The 20,157-nt window shown below is 70.9% G+C and carries 15 protein-coding genes; 3 read left to right on the forward strand and 12 right to left on the reverse strand.

Annotated features, from left to right (window positions below; all coding sequences use genetic code 11):
• Nucleotides 1–79: 79 nt before the first annotated feature.
• The 4 genes from ACIF80_RS24080 to ACIF80_RS24095 all read right to left on the reverse strand — a co-directional run bounded on the left by ACIF80_RS24080 (nt 80) and on the right by ACIF80_RS24095 (nt 7,405).
• Nucleotides 80–2,011, reverse strand: a complete 1,932-nt coding sequence (locus ACIF80_RS24080) for an ATP-binding cassette domain-containing protein (RefSeq protein WP_399808091.1) — start codon at nt 2,009–2,011, stop codon at nt 80–82.
• 169 nt (nt 2,012–2,180) lie between these two features.
• The gene (locus ACIF80_RS24085) at nt 2,181–2,939 is read right to left on the reverse strand and encodes an NUDIX domain-containing protein (protein ID WP_399808093.1); all 759 of its coding nucleotides are present in this window, start codon (nt 2,937–2,939) and stop codon (nt 2,181–2,183) included.
• A gap of 305 nt (nt 2,940–3,244) precedes the next feature.
• On the reverse strand, nt 3,245–4,969 hold the full coding sequence (locus ACIF80_RS24090; protein WP_399808096.1) for a DUF4192 domain-containing protein: 1,725 nt from the start codon (nt 4,967–4,969) through the stop codon (nt 3,245–3,247).
• Nucleotides 4,970–5,242: 273 nt separating this feature from the next.
• Nucleotides 5,243–7,405: a RecQ family ATP-dependent DNA helicase gene (locus tag ACIF80_RS24095; protein WP_399808098.1), complete on the reverse strand. Its 2,163-nt coding sequence runs from the start codon at nt 7,403–7,405 to the stop codon at nt 5,243–5,245.
• Nucleotides 7,406–8,041: 636 nt separating this feature from the next.
• On the opposite strand from ACIF80_RS24095, the gene ACIF80_RS24100 reads away from it, so the two are divergent.
• Nucleotides 8,042–8,656, forward strand: coding sequence for a hypothetical protein (locus ACIF80_RS24100; protein ID WP_399808101.1), 615 nt, complete (start codon nt 8,042–8,044; stop codon nt 8,654–8,656).
• Between the two features lie 150 nt (nt 8,657–8,806).
• Here the strand turns inward: ACIF80_RS24100 and ACIF80_RS24105 are convergent, their stop codons facing one another.
• The 3 genes from ACIF80_RS24105 to ACIF80_RS24115 form a co-directional block, all read right to left on the reverse strand.
• Complete coding sequence (locus ACIF80_RS24105) at nt 8,807–9,436, reverse strand: hypothetical protein (RefSeq protein WP_399808104.1); 630 nt, start codon at nt 9,434–9,436, stop codon at nt 8,807–8,809.
• A 68-nt stretch (nt 9,437–9,504) separates the two neighbouring features.
• Complete coding sequence (locus tag ACIF80_RS24110; protein ID WP_399808107.1) at nt 9,505–10,206, reverse strand: ribonuclease HII; 702 nt, start codon at nt 10,204–10,206, stop codon at nt 9,505–9,507.
• Between the two features lie 81 nt (nt 10,207–10,287).
• Nucleotides 10,288–10,911: a TetR/AcrR family transcriptional regulator gene (locus ACIF80_RS24115; RefSeq protein WP_399808110.1), complete on the reverse strand. Its 624-nt coding sequence runs from the start codon at nt 10,909–10,911 to the stop codon at nt 10,288–10,290.
• 186 nt (nt 10,912–11,097) lie between these two features.
• On the opposite strand from ACIF80_RS24115, the gene ACIF80_RS24120 reads away from it, so the two are divergent.
• On the forward strand, nt 11,098–12,645 hold the full coding sequence (locus ACIF80_RS24120) for an MFS transporter (protein ID WP_399808113.1): 1,548 nt from the start codon (nt 11,098–11,100) through the stop codon (nt 12,643–12,645).
• A gap of 373 nt (nt 12,646–13,018) precedes the next feature.
• On the opposite strand, the gene ACIF80_RS24125 is transcribed toward ACIF80_RS24120, so the two are convergent.
• From ACIF80_RS24125 to ACIF80_RS24135, 3 genes are all read right to left on the reverse strand, one after another.
• Entirely contained in the window at nt 13,019–13,924 is a 906-nt protein-coding gene (locus tag ACIF80_RS24125; RefSeq protein ID WP_399808116.1) for an ADP-ribosylglycohydrolase family protein, read from the reverse strand.
• Nucleotides 13,925–13,936: 12 nt separating this feature from the next.
• Nucleotides 13,937–14,596: a histidine phosphatase family protein gene (locus ACIF80_RS24130; protein ID WP_399808119.1), complete on the reverse strand. Its 660-nt coding sequence runs from the start codon at nt 14,594–14,596 to the stop codon at nt 13,937–13,939.
• A gap of 106 nt (nt 14,597–14,702) precedes the next feature.
• Nucleotides 14,703–15,308 (reverse strand): YdbC family protein, encoded by a 606-nt coding sequence (locus ACIF80_RS24135; RefSeq protein WP_381364918.1) that lies wholly within the window; start codon nt 15,306–15,308, stop codon nt 14,703–14,705.
• A gap of 157 nt (nt 15,309–15,465) precedes the next feature.
• On the opposite strand from ACIF80_RS24135, the gene ACIF80_RS24140 reads away from it, so the two are divergent.
• Complete coding sequence (locus ACIF80_RS24140; RefSeq protein WP_399808123.1) at nt 15,466–15,999, forward strand: TerD family protein; 534 nt, start codon at nt 15,466–15,468, stop codon at nt 15,997–15,999.
• Here the strand turns inward: ACIF80_RS24140 and ACIF80_RS24145 are convergent.
• Nucleotides 15,965–16,864 (reverse strand): hypothetical protein, encoded by a 900-nt coding sequence (locus ACIF80_RS24145; protein WP_399808125.1) that lies wholly within the window; start codon nt 16,862–16,864, stop codon nt 15,965–15,967. The two genes, ACIF80_RS24140 and ACIF80_RS24145, sit on opposite strands and share 35 nt — an antisense overlap.
• A gap of 255 nt (nt 16,865–17,119) precedes the next feature.
• Complete coding sequence (locus ACIF80_RS24150) at nt 17,120–20,017, reverse strand: vitamin B12-dependent ribonucleotide reductase (protein ID WP_399808127.1); 2,898 nt, start codon at nt 20,015–20,017, stop codon at nt 17,120–17,122.
• Nucleotides 20,018–20,157 lie beyond the last annotated feature (140 nt).

The following is a 20,157-nucleotide window of genomic DNA, read 5'->3' on the forward strand; positions in this document are numbered from 1 at the left end:
TTGACGCCTTATCGGAAGGAAGCGGGCTCCCTCCGGGGAGTTGCAGCCATCGACGGACCGATCGAGGCACCGTCGGTCGTCACCGGGCCCTGTTCCGCAAGGATGTGAGCAGATACGCGCAGAGCAGCACCACGAGGGACAACGCCAGCGCACCACCCACCGGTTGGGCGATCATCCGCAGCGCCCCCTCCAGATACCGTTCGCCCCCGAAGGACCAGCGGAGCGGATCCACCTCACGCATCCGCGGGGGCGCCCCGGCCGCGGTCCGTACCGGCGGCCCCTCGGCCAGCTTGCGTACGACGGGCCCAAGGAGGAGGGGGACGGCGACGACCGTGGCGAGACCGGCGGTGGTGGACCGGAAGACCCCTGCGGCCAGTACTCCCGCCCAGGCGCACCCGATCACGAGTCCGAGCCAACTCGCGCTGAGCGACAACCAGTTGGCGGGGATCTCAATGAGCTCCCGTCCGTAGACGAGATGGAGCAGCTCCGCATCGCACCCGACCGTCAGGACGGCCAGCACGAGCGCGGCGGCCGAGGCGACGAGGAGTTTGGCGGTCAGCAGCGCCGGCCGCCGGGGCACACCGCCCCGGTTCGCCGCCAGGGCGGGGTGGCGGAACTCGTCACCGAAGGCCAGCGCCCCGAGCAGCCCCGCCCCGATCGCCGCGGGCGGCAGGGGCAACTCCCTGGGCCATGCGGCCAGCAGGCGCGGCTGCGGGGTGTGTCCGATCCGGGCCAGCAGTACGGCGGTGAGTGCGGACACCACGAGCACGGCCGCTCCGACGAGAAACCCGGTCCCGACGCCGGTGGCCCTGCGGATCTCGTAGCGCAGCGGGTGGAGGGGGCGGGGGGTGGAGCGAACGGAGAGGGGAGGCGGCAGCCCGGCCGAGGAGCCGGACTCAAGGACCCGGGCCTCATCTCCGGCGCGGAGGTCGGTCGGCGGACGGTCGGCAGGAGGGCGGTCGGCAGGAGGGGAGTCCAGGGGGTTGTCGGGATGTCCGGCGTCGGGAGTGGCGGCGCAGGCCGACGGCGCGGTGGGCGGCGGCACTGCCGAGGGCTGCTCGGTGGAGGGCCGCACTGCGGAGGGTGTCCCCTCGTCCGGGGCGGTCGGCCCCTCGGTGTGGGACACGCCTGCGCCGGGCCCCATGTCCCCTGTCTCGTCCGCGAGTTGGTGGACGACGATGCCGTGCCGGAAGGCGGTCTCGCCGACCTCCGCACAGGTGCTGCCGTAGACGGAGATACGGTTGCCGCCGTCCTCGGCCACCTCCACGGAACGCCGGTCGGTACGGGCCTCCTTGGTGAGCAGTGCCGAGAGCCGGGCGGCATGCGGTGTGCGGACGGCGACGCGGGGGCGCAGCCGGGTGCGCGAGAAGTCCGCGACCGGCTGATCGGCGACGAGCCGGCCCTGATCGAGGGTGACCACCCGGTCCGCGGTGCGCGCCGCTTCCTTGGGGTCGGCGGTGGTGCTCAGGACGGTGCCGCCCTGGTCCGCGTAGGCCCGGAGCATGCCGTGCAGCCAGCGGTTCTCGCCGGCGGAGAGCCCGCGTGCGGGTTCGTCGAGCACGAGGGTGTGCGGGTCCCCCAACAGTGCGCAGGCCAGCCCGAGGCGTCGGTCCATGCCCCGCGAAAGCGTGCCGAGTCTCTTCTCCTCCAGGCTCACGAGCCCGACCGCCTCAAGGACTTCGTCCCCGCGACGCACCGGAACTCCCGCCGCGGCACACAGCATGCGGACGTGTCCGCGCACCGTGCGTGCGGGGTGGCCCGGCACATCGCCCAGCAGTACGCCGACTTCGCGGGACGGGTGGCCGATGCTGTGCAGCGGACGGCCTCTGAAGTAGGTGATGCCACGGCCCGGTTGGAGTTCGAGCATGAGCCTGAGTGCCGTCGTCTTGCCCGCGCCCGGCGCTCCGAGCAGCATCGTGACGCGGCCTGCGTGCGCCTCGAAGGAGACGTCGTCGACGACGGGCGGTAGCTCTTTGCGCGGGTTGCTGGTCAGTCCGATGGCCTGGATCACCCAAAGCAAGATAGCGCGCCATATCGGATTTTTCGGTCACCGCAAGGCCTGCCGACCACGGGGAATTCAGCCGTACGGGGTCCGCGCCCACGCCCGCACCCGCTCGGGCCGGACGCCTCTGCCGCGGCCTTCGCGTCAGCATCCGCTCCTGCCGCTCAGGCCGGTGCGTTCACACCTCGGGGCGCAGCATCGGCGGATTGAGCAGGGTGGCTCCGCCGGCCCGGAAGAGCTGGGCGGGACGGCCGCCCTGACGGGTGGTCGTACCGCCCGTCGGCACCAGGAAGCCTGGTGTACCTGTCACCTTGCGATGGAAGTTGCGCGGGTCCAAGGCCACACCCCATACGGCCTCGTAGACACGGCGCAGCTCGCCGACGGTGAACTCGGGCGGGCAGAAGGCCGTGGCCAGCGACGAGTACTCGATCTTGGAGCGGGCGCGCTCCACCCCGTCCGCCAGGATCTGCGCATGGTCGAAGGCGAGCGGCGCCACCGGCTCGCCGTCCCTGCCGTAGTCCGCCTGTTCCAGCAGTTCCCCGACCTGGGCCCAGCGCGCGTTGCTGGCGTCGCCGCCCGCCCTGGGTGCGGGCAGGTCGGGGGCGAGGGCGAGGTGTGCGACGCTCACGACCCGCATCCGCGGGTCTCGCTCGGGATCGCCGTAGGTGGCGAGCTGTTCCAGGTGCGCGCCGCCGGCCTGGGCGGGGGCGGCGGGGTCGTGCACGCTCAGCCCGGTCTCCTCCGCCAGTTCGCGTGCCGCTGCCTGCGCCAGGTCCTCGTCGGCCCGGACGAATCCGCCGGGGAGCGCCCAGCGTCCCTGAAACGGCGGCTCGCCCCTGCGGACCGCCAGCGCGCACAGGGCATGGCGGCGCACGGTCAGCACGACCAGGTCCACGGTGACGGCAAAAGGCGGAAAGGCTGACGGGTCGTAGGGCATGCGGCGATCATAGTCGTCTGCCTGACGATAAACACTCCCTTCGCCGACGGCGTCGACAGCCGACCCGCTTCGGCCGGGTGCCTCCCGCCGCGGGGCCCTGATGGCCGGCGCGTCCCGCGCTGCGGGACCGCTGCGGTGCTCCTCCTCACCAGTTCTCTCCCCTTGACCCCTTGGTCCCTTGCCCCTCCGCCCCCCTCGCTTCTTCAGCCTCCTTGCCCTCGGTCGGCGACGGCCGGCTCACTTGCGGGGTGGGCCCCGGAGAGGGCGGCGCCCGGCCGTCGCCGCTTCCTTCGCCCACCCGGCAGTCACCCCTCTTCCCGCCCGGTCACTCCTCCCCGACGCGAGGCAGCGCGACGACGGCGTGCGGCGCCCGGTCCCTCGATGCCGGGACGCTCACCGCCCGGACGCGTGCCACCCACCGCCGTGCGGGGATGCGGAATACGCGCGGTCGGGCGGCTGCCCTCCGCTCGCCCCCGGCTCAAGAAACCGCCACCGCCACCGCCACCGGCACCGGCACCGGCACCGGCACCGGAGACATGCTCTCGGCGCCGGCGGCGTGAGGGCGTCTCCCGCCCCACGACAGCCCCGGGACCGAAGGCTGTGGGTTCTCCCGCCGCATCGGGCTCCGTGTCACCGGGCTCCTCGTCTCCCGGATCCTCGCTGTCCGGATCCTCACTGTCCGCCCCGCCGACCACGCCGGTGGCCGGGACCTCGCCGTCCGTCTTCCCGTGGCCATCGCGTTCCGCGCGCAGGCAGCGACGGATCGATTCCGGGTCGAGGCCCTCGTTGCAGGCCTGGTGCAGCAGGCGGGCGAAGAGGTAGTCGGGATCGGCGCCCAGGGCCATGGCGAGTGCCTCCCTGGCCTCCAGCTCGTCGCCGGTGGACCAGGCGACCCAGCCGGCGAGCGTCAGGGGAGCTGCGGCGTGCTCGCCGTACGATCCGACGCAACGGCGGGCCAGCGCCCGCCACAGGCGGAGTGCGGGGCCTGCCTCCTCGCCCTCCATCCACTCCGCCGCCCGGTCCCGGGTCGTCCGGTCCTGCAGGCCGAGGATCAGCGTGGCGGCCTCGTCGTGCCGGAGCAGTTCGTCGTCCCGCAGGTCCGCAGGGAGCATGCCGGACACGGAGGGGGCGCCGGCCAGCCGCTCCATGACGCGCGAGGCCAGTTCCCGGGTCTGCCGAGCGACCTCGTCCCGTCCCGCCGCGTCGAGGATCCTGGGGACCAGCGTCCGGTGGGCGGCGTCCAGGGCTGCTTCCTGTTCGAGGGCGGCGGCGTTCTCCCACGGGAGGAACCTCGCCCGCAGTTCGCGCAGCGTGCCCCGGACCTGAAGTCCGGCGTAGGTCGCGGCGGCGGCCAGCACCGAGGTGCCCGGCAGCCCCATCGGCGTGCCGGCCGCGGGACAGCACCCCTCGTCGTCGCAGCAGTACGACCAGAAGCGGCCGTCCGAGAGGCACAGGGCCTCCACCACGGGGACGTCGAGAGCACCGCATTCCAGGCGCAGCGCGTGAGCGAGCGGACCCAGCCGCTCCTTGACCCGCTGTCCGGGCTCGCCCTCCCCCGGTTCCTGACAGAGGAAGACGACCATCTGCTCGGGCTTGACGCCTCGGCGCTCGCTGCCCGTGACCAGCCCCTGGGCCAGCTGCCGGGCGGCGGCGGGCCAGTCGTCCCGGTTCGCGGGGATGCCGAGCCTGGCCCGGCCGCCGAACCGGCCCCGTCCGTCCTTGTCGTACAGGGCGACCAGGACGATGCTGTCCTCGGGGTGGTAGCCGAGCAGATAGGGCAGGGCGTCGGCGAGTTCGGCGGGGGTGCGCAGGGTGACCTGCTGTTCGCCGCCGTGGCTGCCGTAAGCGGTGCAGGCGATGTCCTTCGCCCGCCCTGCGTGCGTACTCGCGCCCTTGCGCGTCCTCTGCCCCGGGACCTCGGCGCCGCGGGCGTTTTCGTCGCGTCCCGAAAGGCCGGCCTGCTCGTCCCGCTCCCGACCGGTGAGGTCACCGTTTTCGGGGGATCCGTTCGTTTCGTTGCTGTTCGTCATGGCAGGACGATTTCGCGGATCGGAAGATCCTGCTCACCCTGTGGACAACTCTGACCAGGGGCACGTCACGCACCCTCTCCGACCTGCCCTTTCCTTTCCACTGCGATGCGATTGCCAGACAATGTCCGCGGACGGCCGCTGTCGCCGCCCGCGCTCGGTTCGTCGGGGACGCCTCCGGGTCGCGGGCCACGACCCGGCAGCCGCGGCGACGCGACCGGCCCCCTGACAGGGCGGCAGCACCGTCGGCGGCAGAAGCCGGTTTCTCACACGTCTTCAGGCCGTCACGGCGAGGACCAGCGGGAGAACCTGCTCCGCGCCCGCCTGGCGCAGCAGGCGGGCGGCCACTGCGAGGGTCCAGCCGGAATCGGTGTAGTCGTCCACGAGCAGGACCGGACCGTGCGGAGCGGCCGCCAGAGCGCCGGCCAGTTCCTCGGGAACGGTGAAAGCGGCGGACAGCGTCTGGAGCCGCTGGGCCGAGTTGCTCCTGTGGGCCCGATGCGCCCCGTGGTGCCCGGTGTGGCCGAGGGTGCCGAGGAACGGGAGACGCCCGACGGTGGCCACCCGTTCGGCAAGGGAGCCGACGAGCCGGGGCCGGCTCAGGGAAGGCATGGCGACGACTCCCACGGGCCGCGCCGATGCGTCCGGGCCGGTGACCGCCCACCCGCCCGGGGACCGCGCCCAGTCGGCGAGGACTGCCACCGCCGCTTGGAGGACGTCGTCGGGAACCGGACCGTCGGGCGCCTGCTCCGCCAGGAGCGGGCGCAGGCGGTTGCCCCAGCCGATGTCCGAGAGACGGCCCAGGGCTCGCCCGGGGGAACATTGCTCCTTCGCCGGAATGCGCCCCTTGAGGTCGATGCCCACGGTGGGCATCCCGGTGGGCCACATGCGGCGCGGTTCGACCTCCACCCCCGGACGCTCCAGTTCACCGGCCGCACCGGCCAATGCCTGGGGCGAGACGCCGGGATCCGCCCAGGCTCCCGCGCAGTTGTCGCAGCGGCCGCACGGGGCGGCCTTCTCGTCGTCCAGCTGGCGGCGCAGGAACTCCATCCGGCACTGGGAGGTGCTGACGTAGTCGCGCATGGCCTGCTGCTCGGCGGCACGCTGGCGGGCGACCCAGGCGTAGCGCTCGGCGTCGTAGACCCAGTCGGCGCCGGTGGACGTCCACCCGCCCTTCACACGCCGCACGGCGCCGTCCACGTCCAGGACCTTCAGCATCATCTCGAGGCGAGTCCGCCGGAGGTCCACCAACGCCTCCAGGGCGGGCACGGACAGCGGCCGCCCCGCGTCGGCGAGGGCGGCGAGGGTCTGGCGGACCTGCGCCTCGGGCGGGAAGGCGACCTCGGCGAAGTAGCGCCAGATCGCCTCGTCCTCCTTACCGGGAAGCAGCAGCACGTCGGCGTGCTCCACACCGCGGCCCGCACGGCCCACCTGCTGGTAGTACGAGATGGGTGAGGACGGCGAGCCGAGATGGACCACGAAGCCCAGGTCCGGCTTGTCGAAGCCCATCCCGAGGGCGGAGGTCGCCACCAGGGCCTTCACCCGGTTCGCCAGCAGGTCGGCTTCGGCCTGCTGACGGTCGGCGTTCTCCGTCCGGCCGGTGTACGAGGCCACGGCGAAGCCGCGCGCGCGCAGGTAGGCGGTGACCTCCTCGGCGGCCGAGACGGTCAGCGTGTAGATGATCCCGGAGCCCGACAGCTCGTTCAGGTGCTCGCCGAGCCAGGCCAGACGGTGGGCGGCGTCCGGCAACCGGACCGCGCCGAGCCGCAGACTTTCCCGTTCCAGGGTGCCGCGCAGCACCAGGGCCTCGCCGGCTCCGGTGCCCAGCTGGTCGGCCACGTCCGCCGTGACGCGAGCGTTGGCCGTGGCCGTGGTGGCCAGCACCGGGACCCCCGGGGAGAGCTCCTGCAGCATCGTGCGGAGTCTGCGGTAGTCGGGGCGGAAGTCGTGGCCCCAGTCGGAGATGCAGTGGGCCTCGTCGACGACCAGGAGGCCGGTCGTGGCCGCGAGCCGGGGCAGCATCCGTTCGCGGAAGTCGACGGAGTTGAGGCGTTCCGGGCTTACGAGGAGAACGTCGACCTTTCCGTGCTCGACCTCCTCGTGGATGGCCTCCCACTCCTCGGGGTTCGCCGAGTTGATCGTGCGCGCCTGGATGCCGGCCCGCGCTGCCGACTCGACCTGGTTGCGCATCAACGCCAGCAGCGGCGAAACGATCACCGTGGGGCCGGAACCACGCCGCCGGAGCAGCGCGGTGGCCACGAAGTACACCGCCGACTTGCCCCATCCGGTGCGCTGCACCACCAGGGCGCGGCGATGGTCCACCACCAGGGCCGCCACCGCCTGCCACTGGTCCTCCCGGAGCCGTGCCGTGCCCCCGGGATCACCGACCAGCTCGGCGAGGATGGCGTCGGCTTCGGCACGCAGCTCCAGATCGTTCATGCCCCCATGCAACCTCACGGCTCGGACAGTCGGCCAATCCCGCTCCATGACGAGGTACGGATCCCCCGAGCCCTCCAGCCCCAAGAGCAACGTCGTGAGCCCTTCGGACGGCTCCTGCTCGAGGCGTTTGCGCAGGCAGGACGCCGGAAGGCCTCGGATGTCGAGGCCCTCGGCCCCGTGGTCGGGGCGCACCGCGCCGCATGTGCCCCGCGCCGCATGTGCCCCGCGCCGCATGCGGCCCGCCGTCCTTCCGGCGAGCGGCATGGGTCTCGACGTCCCCACCCCGGCCCCCGGGACGGGCCGGCGCCTGCGGTGGACGGCGCACCGCCGCCCGGGCCCCCCACGCACTCTTTCAGGCGCCGGGCCCCTTGGAACACCGGGCACTCGTGGCCCGTACGGACTGCTGTCGTCGAGCGCTTCATGTGTGCCCGTAGGGCACAGCGGGCAGGGATATAACTCTCAATCATCCGATACCGGTCGGCTCGCACGATTGCTCGTTGCCGCATCCAGGTTCGACAGGAAGAATTGAGGTCCGCACCCGCACGGCTCGTCCGCCGCCCAGGTTGGGCTCCGTTGCGTGCGCGCTCCCCTGAATCCGACCCCGCCCGTAGTTCGGGCGTAGCCGAAGGGAGGACCGTGACCTTCGGATTCGCTCCGTCCTCGGCGGCATCGCTGTCGACGCCCGCCGCTTCCGCCACTCGTCTGCTCGAACCCGCGGAGTGGGCTGCCGCGGGAATCCCACTGCTGCGCAACCCGCGTGAGGTCGTCAGCGGGCTGCACGCCCGGCACCATCCGGGGCCGGAGACCGCGATCGTCGCCGTGCTCGACCAGGACGAGCGAGTGCGGGCGAGTGCTTCGTTCACCCGTCGCCCCGCCCCGGCGGACGGCTGGATGTTCCGCAACGCGCTGCTGTCCCAGCTGCGCCGGGTCGTCCCGCACGACCTGCGGCGCCGCACGCCGGTCCGTACCGCTGTCCTGCTCTACTGCCGCGACGGCGACGCGCGCTGGACGGAGGAGGACGGCGCGTGGATGTGGGGGCTGCGGGACGCCTGCACGCTGCACGGACTGCGCTGCGGGGCGTACATCACGCTGACCCGTGACGGCTGGCAGGTGCTCGGCGAAGGACGCGGTGGGCGTCGGCCCAGCACCGGCTCCGCGCCGGAGCCGTTCGCCACGGCCGAGGCGCCGCCGCGAATACCGCGCACCGGCGGTGTCGCGTCCGACGTCCTGCGACGCGCGGCAGCGCGCTGAGGGCCGACGGGCCCCTCGGAACCAGGGGCTGTCGGCGGCCTCGCGCGCTCCTGCGAGCTGCGCGCCCTGCCGCCCCGCGCCGGCACCGCTGCCCGCGCGGCGCAGCGGCGACCACATGGCGCCCGTACGGACGGGCGCCATGACGTCGGCTCAGACGCCCGTGCCCATCACCGAGTTGACCCGCTGCGGGTCGCCGCAGACGATCATCAGGGCGGTGGCCTTGCTGTGCGCCACGGCCAGGGCCGACGCGGACACCGACTCGGACCCTCCGTTGACGGCGACCACGACGACGGGGCGCGCTCCGGCACGGGCCGCGACAGCGGCGTCCGCGTAGAAGACGTCGTCGGCGGCGTCGTGCAGGGACCAGTAGGAGGCCTCGCCGAAGGAGAGTTCGTGGGCGGCCCACGGGTGCGGCTCGCCGGTGGTGATCACCAGCACGTCGCCCGGGGCACGGCCCGAGTCCAGCAGCAGGTCCACGGCTTCCTCGGCGGCGTCGAGCGCCCCCTGGACGGTTGCCGGGATCAACTGGACCTGGGCGCCGGCCGCAGCGGGAGCGGTCGGCTTCGAAGGGACGGGTTTGGCCGCCGCAGTGGCATCACGCGGCGTACGTTGCGCCGGAGGCGCGGGCCGGACCGGGCCGGGCCGACCGGGGCGCGGCGGAGCCGCAGGGCGGGGACCGGGTACGGGGCGGGGGGTCGGCGCGGTACGGCTGCTGGCCGGAGTGGCGCGGGGACCCTGGGCACTCTCGTGAATCTGAGGCTCCTCGGGAATGAGAGGCATGGGCTGATTTTTATCAAACATTGGTATGACTCGCGCCACCGGGTGGCACGTGAGTGCGAACGGAACCGTCAGAAATCGAAGCCGAGCTGACCCTCGATCGCCGGAACACTTCCGTCCGCCCAGCTGCGGACCTTCTTGAGATGACGCCACTGGGGCAGCGCATCAAGATACGCCCACGACAGCCGGTGGTAAGGGGTGGGCCCCCGGACCTCCAGCGCGGCCCTGTGCACGGGTGACGGGTACCCGGCATTGTCCGCAAAACCGAAGTCTGCATGCCCGGCGCCCAGTTCGGCCATCATTTTGTCGCGGTGCACCTTGGCGATCACGGAGGCCGCCGCGACCGCCACGCACGACTGGTCACCCTTGATCACGGTTCGGACCCGCCAGGGCGCTCCGAGATAGTCGTGCTTGCCGTCGAGTATCACCGCGTCGGGCCGGACCGGCAGCCCTTCGAGCGCGCGCACCGCCGCCAGCCGCAGCGCGGCCGTCATCCCCAGTCGGTCGATCTCCTCGTGGGACGCGTGGCCCAGGGCGTACGACGTCACCCAGTCCCTCAGCGTCCGGTCGAGCGCGTCCCGCCGCTTGACGGTGAGGAGCTTGGAGTCGGTGAGGCCCTCGGGAGGCCGGCGCAGTCCGGTGACCGCCGCGCAGACGGTGACGGGGCCGGCCCAGGCGCCGCGCCCCACCTCGTCGACACCTGCGACGATCTTCGCCCCGGTCGTGGCGCGGAGGGAGCGCTCGACAGCGTGAGTTGGTGGTTCGTACGGCATGGCGCCCTTAGCGTACGCCGCCCGGAACAGCCCGCGACACCCAGGTTCCCCGAGCGTTGCCGGGGTCCCGGCGGCCTCGGGTCAGGAGCCTGCGGGCCGCAGCAGCGGAACCATCAGCAGGTCGATCATCTCCTCCACATCGACGTCCGCCCATTCGCTTCCGCACATCTTGGACCGGTACATCATCATCGCCGGGACGGCATCGAGGACATAGCCGTTCGCCGCGTCCGCACGCACCTCTCCGCGCTCGATGCCACGCTCGATCACCTCTCGGAGCATCTTGATGGTCGGCTCCACGACCCCTTCGAAGATCACGGCATGGAACCGCTCGGTCTGCTTGGAATCGCATTCGTGAATGACCGAGCGCAGGGCGAGGCCCGGCCGGGAGAACATCGCGTCACGCGCCCTCAGGCACAGGGTCAGCAGGTCGCCGCGCACGTTCCCCACGTCCGGCACCGCGTCGAAGGGCGGCAGCCCGGCCCGCAGGGCGTCCGCCACCAGGTCCTCCTTCGAGGGCCAGCGGCGGTAGACGGCGGCCTTTCCGGTCTGGGCGCCGGCGGCTACGCCCTCCATCGTCAGGCCGTTCCAGCCGACCGTACTGAGCTGCTCCAGGGCGGCATCGAGGATCGCGCGTTCCAGGACGGCACCGCGGCGACGGGAAGCGGCCGTCTGAGCCTGGGCGTCCGCCCAGCTCGAAGTAACCATCTGACTCTCTCCAACGAGCAGTGCAAGCGGGCATTTCGGGGATGGGGCGCGCACCGCACGGCACCTACGGGGGACGTACCGGGCGACTGCGCATTCAGTGAACGCTTGCGTTCACTGTCGGCGACTCCTAACGTGGGCTCAACAGTGAACGCGAGCGTTCACTGACACACTCGTGGGGGATCCATAGTGACAACCTCTCCATTGATCCAGGACCGGAAGCCGGGGGCGGCCCGCCGGGGCGGACATCCCGGCATCGCACTCACCGTCATCGCGGCCTGCCAACTCATGGTGGTACTGGACGCGACGATTGTGAACATCGCGCTTCCGCACATCCAGAACGCTCTCGGCTTCAGCACCACCGACCTCACCTGGGTGGTCAGCGCCTACACGCTGACCTTCGGCGGCCTGCTGCTCCTCGGCGGCAGGGCCGGCGACATTCTCGGCCGCCGCCGCGTCTTCATGACCGGCATCCTGCTGTTCACCCTCGCCTCGCTCCTGGGCGGCTTCGCCCAGGAGCCCTGGCAGCTGCTCGCCGCGCGGGTGCTGCAGGGCGTGGGCGGTGCGATCGCCTCGCCCACCTCGCTGGCGCTGATCACCACCACATTCCCCGAGGGCCCCGAGCGCAACCGGGCCTTCGGCGTCTTCGCCGCGGTCTCCGCCGGCGGCGGCGCCATCGGCCTGCTGGCGGGCGGCATGCTCACCGAGTGGCTCGACTGGCGGTGGGTGCTCTTCGTCAATGTGCCGATCGGCCTGCTGATCGTCGTACTCGCCCCGCTCTACATCAACGAGTCCGAGCGGCACACCGGCCGTTTCGACATAGCGGGCGCGGTGACCTCGACGGCCGGCATGGCGTCTCTCGTCTACGGCTTCATACGGGCGGCGGAGGAGGGCTGGCGGGACAACCTGACCATCGGTTCCTTCGTCGCCGCGGTCGTCCTGCTGATGTCCTTCGCCGTCATCGAGTCGCGGGCCGGGGAACCGATCACCCCGCTGCGGATGTTCGCCGACCGCAACCGCTCCGGCACGTACGTGATCATGCTCAGCCTGGCCGCCGCCATGTTCGGCATGTTCTTCTACATCGTTCTCTTCGTGCAGAACGTGCTCGGGTACACCCCGATCGAGGCCGGGCTGGCCTTCCTGCCGGTGACGGTCGTGATCGCACTCGGGGCGGGCCTGTCGCAGCGGTTCCTGCCCGTCTTCGGCCCCAAGCCGTTCATGCTCGTCGGCTCGGCGCTCGCGGCGGCCGGTCTGGCCTGGCAGACGCTGATCACCTCCGAGAGTTCCTACGTCGGCGGCATCCTCGGTCCCATGCTCGTCTTCGGCTTCGGCATGGGCCTGAACTTCGTGACACTGACCCTCACCGCGGTTTCCGGTGTGGCCCAGCACGAGGCCGGCGCGGCGTCCGGACTGCTCAACGCGACCCAGCAGGTGGGCGGATCGGTGGGACTGGCACTCCTCACCACGGTGTTCGGGACGGCCGGCAGGAATGAGGCGAAGGAGCAGCTCCCGGCCTTCCTCGCCGAAGCGACGCCGGAGCAGAAGGCGGAGTTCGCCCGGACCCACCAACTGCCCGAGCCCTGGGGACACGAAGTGCTCGCGCAGGGCATCTCGACGGCCTTCATACCGGCCGCCGCCATGGCCGTACTCGCCCTGGCCACCGCCTGGTTGGTGATCCGGGTGCGCAAGAGCGACCTCGAGTCCCTCGCCGGCTCCGCCGGACCGGGCGCCGGCTGACGAGGGCGCGCCGCGGGCCGGGCGGCCCGGCGCCACTTCTGCCGGCCCCGGTGGGGCGGCCCGGAGGGCACCGGGCCGCCCCACGTCCGCCAGGACCGCGATCGCGGAGCCGAGCAGCACAGTGAGCAGTGCGGTGAGCTGCACGTCCACGATCACCTCCGGCGGGACAGGGAATCGCCCAGCCGTCGCCCCGTCCCGGGCCTCATGTCTCACACGGCTGATGTCCCGACAACGGGCGACCGGTCACGGAGAGTTCCCCTCATGCACGGAGAGTTCCGAAAGCCTGTGGATCCGCGTCCGTACCGGGACGGCCGGCAGCGGACCCGTCACGCACACCTGGCGGACCGGTCCTGACACGGCCGGACCGCTGGAACTACACCTGCATCCAGCTCGGCAGCGCCTCGACCCGCTCGACCCACCCGGCGGGCGGTGTCCCGGCCTTCCCCGCCGCGACCACCCCGCCCACGATGGCGCAGGTCGTGTCGACGTCCCCGCCCGCCTGAGCCGTGGTCCAGAAGGCCTGTTCGTAGTCGCCCAGGGCTCGGGCGGCCGACCACAGCGCGAAGGGCACGGTGTCGTGGGCCGTCGTCCGCCGTCCGCATCCCAGTACGGCGGCGACGGTGGCCGTGTCTGCGTAGTCGAGCATGTCCCGGGCCCGCCGCAGCCCCGCGCCGACCGCACTCTTCCTGGGCACCAGCGCGACGACCCCGTCGAGCAGGGCTTCGGGACCGGGCGGCCCCTCGGGGGCAGCGGCGAGTGCGGCTGCCGCGGCGACGGCCATCGCACCGACCACGGCCTCGCGGTGCTGGTGGGTGGGGTAGGCCGAGATCTCGGCCTGGTGGGTCGCCTGCTCCGGATCGTCCGCGTACCAGGCGCCCAGGGGCGCGATGCGCATCGCGGCACCGTTGCCCCAGGACCCCTGGCCGTTGAAGAGGCCTGCGGCGAGCTCGCGCCAGTCGCCGCCTTCGCGGACCAGCCGCAGCAGCCGGCCGACCGCGGGCCCGTAGCCCCGGTCGAAGTCGTGGTGCCGGGCGAAGGACTGTGCGAGGGCGTCCTGGTCGATCCGCCGGTGGGCGGCGAGGACGGCGACGACCGAGCAGGCCATCTCGGTGTCGTCCGTCCACTGCCAGGAGCCCGGGGGCAGCTCACGGCGCATGAGCAGCGGGTAGTTCACCGGAACGAAGAACTGCGAGCCCAGCGCGTCCCCCACCGACAGTCCGCGCAGGCTGGCCAGGGCGCGGTCCAGGCGCCCTGCGGGGGTGGAGTCAGCGGTCGTCATCGCCCTGCCACCTTATCCGGTGATCCCGTACGGTTCCGGCTGCCGCCACTGCTCGAAGGGCCGGTCGAGCGTGTACTTGCCGTCCTCCCCCAGAACGAGTACCCGCATCTCGGCGTTGCCCGGGTTCGACAGGGATTCGAACTCCGCGACGGTCCAGTGGAACCACCGCATGCAGAACAGCCGCATGGCGAGACCGTGCGTCACGATGAGGACGTTCGACGGGTGGTCGGGGGCGTCGAAGCTGCGGAACAGGCTCTCCAGGAAGCCGTCGACCCGGTCGTAGACATCGGCGCCGGACTCGCCCTGGGCGAAGCGGTAGAAGAAGTGGCCGTACGCGTCCCGGTACGCCTTCTGCAGACGGACGTCCTTCAGGTCCTGCCAGTTGCCCCAGTCCTGCTCGCGCAGTCTCGGCTCCTCCCGCACGCGTATGAGCTCCGGGTCGAGGCCGAAGGCACTCAGCGTCTGATGCGTGCGGCGGTAAGGGGACACGTACACGCTGACGTGCTCCCGGCCGAACAGGTCGCGCAACTTTTTGCCCGTTTCTTCCGCCTGCCGCCGACCCCGCTCGGTCAGGGCCAACGCGTGATCGGGTTCGCGCTCATAGACGGAGTCATCAACATTGCCCGTTGATTCACCGTGCCGGACAAGGACGATGCGCCGTGGTCGTGCCATGCTGAAACCCTAGAACGGGTGACGGCCGACCGAGCACCCGTACGCGCCCCATACGGCACAGGTCACACACTTCCCGCGGTGCGGGACGGTTCCGTGCGCCGGTACGTCACACCGTCCAGACCGGCTCCATGTCCACGATGTCCCCCGTGAGCGCCGCGATGTCGGCCTCCGTCTGCGCCCGCAGCGCGAGACGTTCCACGCGTTCGGTGCGGTACTTGCCGTGCTCGGCCGCCGACCACCACATCGACAGCACCAGGAACTCATTGCCGGGGGCTTCACCGAACAGCCCCCGGACCATGCCGGGTGAACCCGCCATCGCCGGGTTCCAGACCTTCTCGTGCATCAGCACGAAATGCTCCGCCCGCTCCTCGTGGACACGGCACAGTGCCACTCTCAGCAGGTCGACGTCCGTGAAGCGCGGTTCGAAGCCGGTCTTCACGTCGAAGCGGTGGTCGAACAGCCTGACCTGGGCGTCCTTGAAGGTGCCCGACTGCGCGGAGGCGAGCCGGTCGTGGGACCGCGCCATGAAGGAATCGTAGAAGGCTCGGCTCTCCCAGAAGGAGAAGATGTGCGCCACATCCTGCCGTCCCCGGCTCCAGCCCCCGCCCTGTCCACGAAATCCCGGCTCTCCCAGAAGCCCCGCCCACTTTCGCTGTCCCCGTTCGAACCCGCGGCGGTCCACCACGGTGCAGCGAATCCACTTGACCAGCACCGCGCCATCGTAAGGCCGCGGAGCACGGCCCGGTCACCCCTGGTGGGACTGCTTCGCCGCACTCGCCCGGCCCGGCATGACAGGATGGACAACCTGCCAGGTCCGCCCGGCAGTTGGACTGAAGGGCAGGACGGTCGTCCGGGGAAGGGGAAGACTGGTGAACGGCGTCAACAAGGGCATCGGCAAGGTCGAGATCGCGCTGAGGTGGGACCCGAGTCCTGCGGGGCAGCCGGCCACCGACCTGGATCTCGTCGCCGCGCCCTACCCGGCAAGCGATCCGCACGGCGATCCCTCTTACGTGGTGCACTTCGACAGCCGCTCCCCCGACGGCACGATCATCCTCAACCGGGACAGCAAGGACGGCAAGGGCTTCGGCTTCGACGAGGTCATGACGCTGGAACTGAACCGGCTCGACGCGCGGTACACGCGCGTGGTGGTGGGGGTCGTCGTACAGCAGCACCGGGAGCCGCGCACCTTCGCCGGCGTGGGACACCCCGGCCTGCGCATCCGCGAGGGGTACACCGTCCTGGCCGAGGACGACTTCGGGGGCGTTCTGGGGGCCACGGCGGCCACAGTCGCCGAGTTCACCCGGGACGGCACCGGAGCCTGGGAGTTCCACCCCGGCGTCCAGGGCTTCCAGGGCGACCCGTCGGCCTTCACCCGCACCATGGGAGCCGTCCGCCGCCCCTGAGCCGGCCCACGACCGGCCCGTCGCCGGGCTTCAACTCCAGGATCGCGCACGGACGCGCGGTGTCCAGCCATCGCTCGACGTCGTCCGAGGGGATGCCATGCGCGAGGGCCTTCCCACGGAACTGGTCCAGCCTGTTCGGCTCGTCCGGTATTTCGTCGGTCATAAGGGTCTCCTGAGGCCGGGATCGGCCAGGTAGGAGGGGTGCGGTGCAGGGTTGGGCGCAGCGGGTCGTGCGGAGTCGGTGGCGGAGGGCGACGGTCACGCCACGGTCCCTGAGCTCGGCCCCTATGGGGGCGGGGGTGCCTGACGTCGTGAAGCACCAGGTTCCGTTAAAGGACTGGCAGTAGCGGAGATTCATGGATTCCAGGACGGGGAACGCCTGGCTGAAACCGTGGGCGGAGCGCACGTTGGCATCGAACAGGTTCAGCTCACGGAGGCGGCTGAGGTTCAGCAGCGGCTCGGTGTCCTCGACCGCTCGGCACCCGCTCAGACTGAGGCGGGTGAGCTGGGCGAGCCGGCCGATCGGGGTGAGGTCCTCGATGCCCTCGTGGCCAGTGATACTGAGGTCGGTAAGACCGGTGGGTTCGCCGACCTCGGTGAAGTCCGTTGCCTTCTGGCACCAGTCGAGGGAGAGGGTGGTGAGCATGGTGAGATGCCGCAGGCCCGTCAGCGAGGAGACGTGGCTCAGATGCAGCTCGGTCCTGCCCTCCTGACGGAACGCCGGGGCGAGCAGGTGCTCATCACCATCGGTGGCACCGGCCGCCCACTCCGGCTCGTCCCGCGCCGGTGAGAAGAACAGACGCAGCTCATGCGCGGTGATCAGCCGCTTGAACCGCGGATACGCGGTCGGCTCGATCGAAGCCACAACCCACCCCAGGCCCCAGACGATGGTCAACATCGCCACCAACGACACTGCGCCGCACGGGTGACGAGCCGGGAACTCAGGGCTTCAAGATCATCCCGTTGCCCCTTGAACGCGCCTCCCGGTCACACCCCGATCTCCGCAGATCCGAGACGCCGGAGAGGGCGCCGACCGATGGTCGGCGCCCTCTCTCATGTGCAGATCAGCGTCCTCAGCAGCAGATGCTCAATGTTGCATCAGACGCAATTCCGCCCGGTTTCAGCTGCAGCCGCTGGTCGAGCCGCAGCCCTCGCAGATGTAGCAGGAGCCGGCGCGCTGCATCTTCGTCCCGCAGGAGAAGCAGAGCGGGGCGTCGGCCTGGATGCCCAGCTGCATCTCGACCAGTTCGGCGCTGGTGTGGGCCTGCTGCGGGGCGGGCTTGGCCGCCTCCGCCTCGGCCTTCGGCGCGGCGACCGCCTTCAGCTCCTGGGCCCGCGGCGCGGACTGGGCGAGACCCTCGACGTCGAGCTCGTCGTCGGTCGGCTCGTAGGAACCGGTCTCGAGGTGGCGCTGACGCTCGTCGGCGGAGTGGATGCCGAGCGCGGAGCGCGTCTCGAAGGGCAGGAAGTCCAGCGCCAGGCGACGGAAGATGTAGTCGACGATGGACTGCGCCATCCGCACGTCCGGGTCGTCCGTCATACCGGCCGGCTCGAAGCGCATGTTGGTGAACTTCGAGACGTACGTCTCCAGCGGGACGCCGTACTGGAGGCCGACGGAGACCGCGATGGAGAAGGCGTCCATCATGCCCGCGAGGGTCGAGCCCTGCTTGGACATCTTCAGGAAGACCTCGCCGAGACCGTCGTCCGGGTAGGAATTGGCGGTCATGTAACCCTCGGCGCCGCCGACGGTGAAGGACGTGGTGATGCCGGGACGCCCCTTCGGCAGACGCTTGCGGACCGGGCGGTACTCGACCACCTTCTCGACCGCGGCACGGATCGTGTCCTCGGTCTTCTCGGTGATCTCGGCCTTCTCCTTCGCCTTGGTCTTGGCGGAGAGGGGCTGGCCGACCTTGCAGTTGTCGCGGTAGATGGCGAGCGCCTTGACGCCCATCTTCCAGGCCTCGAAGTAGACCTCCTCGACGTCCTCGACGGTCGCCGACTCCGGCAGGTTGACCGTCTTGGAGAGGGCACCGGAGATCCACGGCTGGATCGCGGCCATCATGCGGACGTGGCCCATCGCGGAGATGGAGCGCTCGCCCATGGCGCAGTCGAAGACCTCGTAGTGCTCGTGCTTGAGGCCGGGGGCGTCGATCACGTTGCCGTGCTCGGCGATGTGGGCGACGACCGCCTCGATCTGCTCCTCCTGGTAACCCAGGCGGCGCAGGGCCTGCGGGACGGTGCCGTTGACGATCTGCATCGAGCCGCCGCCGACCAGCTTCTTGAACTTGACCAGGGCGAGGTCGGGCTCGAGGCCGGTGGTGTCGCAGGACATCGCGAGACCGATGGTGCCGGTCGGGGCGATGACGGACGCCTGGGAGTTACGGAAACCGTTCTTCTCGCCGAGGCTCAGCACGTCCTGCCAGGCCTCGGTGGCGGCAGCCCAGATCGGCGTGTCCAGGTCGTCCATGCGGACGGCCTTGGCGTTCTCGTCGGAGTGCTGCTTCATGACCCGCAGGTGCGGCTTCGCGTTGCGGGCGTAGCCGTCGTACGGGCCGACGATCGCGGCCAGTTCGGCGGAGCGCTTGTACGACGTGCCGGTCATCAGGGAGGTGATGGCGCCGGCCAGGGCGCGGCCGCCGTCGGAGTCGTAGGCGTGACCGGTGGCCATCAGCAGGGCGCCGAGGTTGGCGTAGCCGATGCCGAGCTGGCGGAAGGCGCGGGTGTTCTCGCCGATCTTCTGGGTCGGGAAGTCCGCGAAGCAGATGGAGATGTCCATCGCGGTGATGACCAGCTCGACGACCTTCGAGAAACGCTCGACGTCGAAGGACTGGTGGCCCTTGCTGTCGTCCTCGAGGAACTTCATCAGGTTCAGCGACGCGAGGTTGCAGGACGTGTTGTCCAGGTGCATGTACTCGCTGCAGGGGTTCGAGCCGTTGATGCGGCCGGACTCCGGGCAGGTGTGCCAGTTGTTGATGGTGTCGTCGTACTGGATGCCCGGGTCGGCGCAGGCCCAGGCGGCCTCGGCCATCTTGCGGAAGAGCGCCTTGGCCTCGACCTCCTCGATGACCTCGCCGGTCATGCGGGACGTCAGGCCGAACTTGCCGCCGTCCCGGACCGCCTGCATGAACGTGTCGTTCACGCGGACCGAGTTGTTGGCGTTCTGGTACTGGACGGACGTGATGTCGTCGCCGCCCAGGTCCATGTCGAAGCCCGCGTCGCGCAGGGCGCGGATCTTCTCCTCCTCCTTGACCTTGGTCTGGATGAAGTCCTCGATGTCGGGGTGGTCGACGTCGAGGATGACCATCTTGGCGGCACGCCGGGTGGCGCCGCCCGACTTGATCGTGCCGGCGGAGGCGTCGGCGCCGCGCATGAAGGAGACCGGGCCGGAGGCGTTTCCGCCGGAGGACAGCAGTTCCTTGGAGGAGCGGATGCGGGAGAGGTTCAGGCCGGCACCGGAGCCGCCCTTGAAGATCATGCCCTCTTCCTTGTACCAGTCGAGGATCGACTCCATGGAGTCGTCGACGGACAGGATGAAGCAGGCGGAGACCTGCTGCGGCTGGGGCGTGCCGACGTTGAACCAGACGGGGCTGTTGAAGCTGAAGATCTGGTGCAGGAGGGCGTAGGCCAGCTCGTGCTCGAAGATCTCGGCGTCGGCGGGGGAGGCGAAGTACTTGTGGTCCTCGCCGGCCTTCCGGTACGTCTTCACGATGCGGTCGATCAGCTGCTTGAGACTGGTCTCGCGCTGCGGGGTGCCCACGGCACCCCGGAAGTACTTGCTGGTGACGATGTTGACCGCGTTCACCGACCAGAAGTCGGGGAACTCGACGCCACGCTGCTCGAAGTTGACCGAGCCGTCGCGCCAGTTGGTCATGACGACGTCCCGACGCTCCCAGGCCACCTCGTCGTAGGGGTGGACTCCGGGAGAGGTGTGGATGCGCTCGACTCGCAGCCCCTTGCCGGCCTTGCCGCTGCCCTTGGCCCGGGAACTCCGTGTCGGACCGCTCGCCGTCTCTGTCATGCCGCCTCCCTGGTACGGGCAAAACGCCCTGAAGTGCCTCGATGTTCCCGTGGCACGGTGTTTGTCTGATGCTGCGGGCGCCCACTCGCATCGCCCGCAACAGGTCTTTTCGTCGCCGCAGTCCGGCCGCTCCCGGCCGC

Source organism: Streptomyces sp. NPDC085927 (assembly GCF_044540975.1).
Lineage (GTDB): Bacteria > Actinomycetota > Actinomycetes > Streptomycetales > Streptomycetaceae > Streptomyces > Streptomyces hirsutus.

Bases quoted from the DNA above. Each gene is read 5' to 3' on its own strand.
- ACIF80_RS24085 (WP_399808093.1), bottom strand. From the start codon at position 2,939: ATGCCCTACGACCCGTCAGCCTTTCCGCCTTTTGCCGTCACCGTGGAC.
- ACIF80_RS24090 (WP_399808096.1), bottom strand. From the start codon at position 4,969: ATGACGAACAGCAACGAAACGAACGGATCCCCCGAAAACGGTGACCTC.
- ACIF80_RS24095 (WP_399808098.1), bottom strand. From the start codon at position 7,405: ATGAACGATCTGGAGCTGCGTGCCGAAGCCGACGCCATCCTCGCCGAG.
- ACIF80_RS24105 (WP_399808104.1), bottom strand. From the start codon at position 9,436: ATGCCTCTCATTCCCGAGGAGCCTCAGATTCACGAGAGTGCCCAGGGT.
- ACIF80_RS24110 (WP_399808107.1), bottom strand. From the start codon at position 10,206: ATGCCGTACGAACCACCAACTCACGCTGTCGAGCGCTCCCTCCGCGCC.
- ACIF80_RS24115 (WP_399808110.1), bottom strand. From the start codon at position 10,911: ATGGTTACTTCGAGCTGGGCGGACGCCCAGGCTCAGACGGCCGCTTCC.
- ACIF80_RS24125 (WP_399808116.1), bottom strand. From the start codon at position 13,924: ATGACGACCGCTGACTCCACCCCCGCAGGGCGCCTGGACCGCGCCCTG.
- ACIF80_RS24130 (WP_399808119.1), bottom strand. From the start codon at position 14,596: ATGGCACGACCACGGCGCATCGTCCTTGTCCGGCACGGTGAATCAACG.
- ACIF80_RS24150 (WP_399808127.1), bottom strand. From the start codon at position 20,017: ATGACAGAGACGGCGAGCGGTCCGACACGGAGTTCCCGGGCCAAGGGC.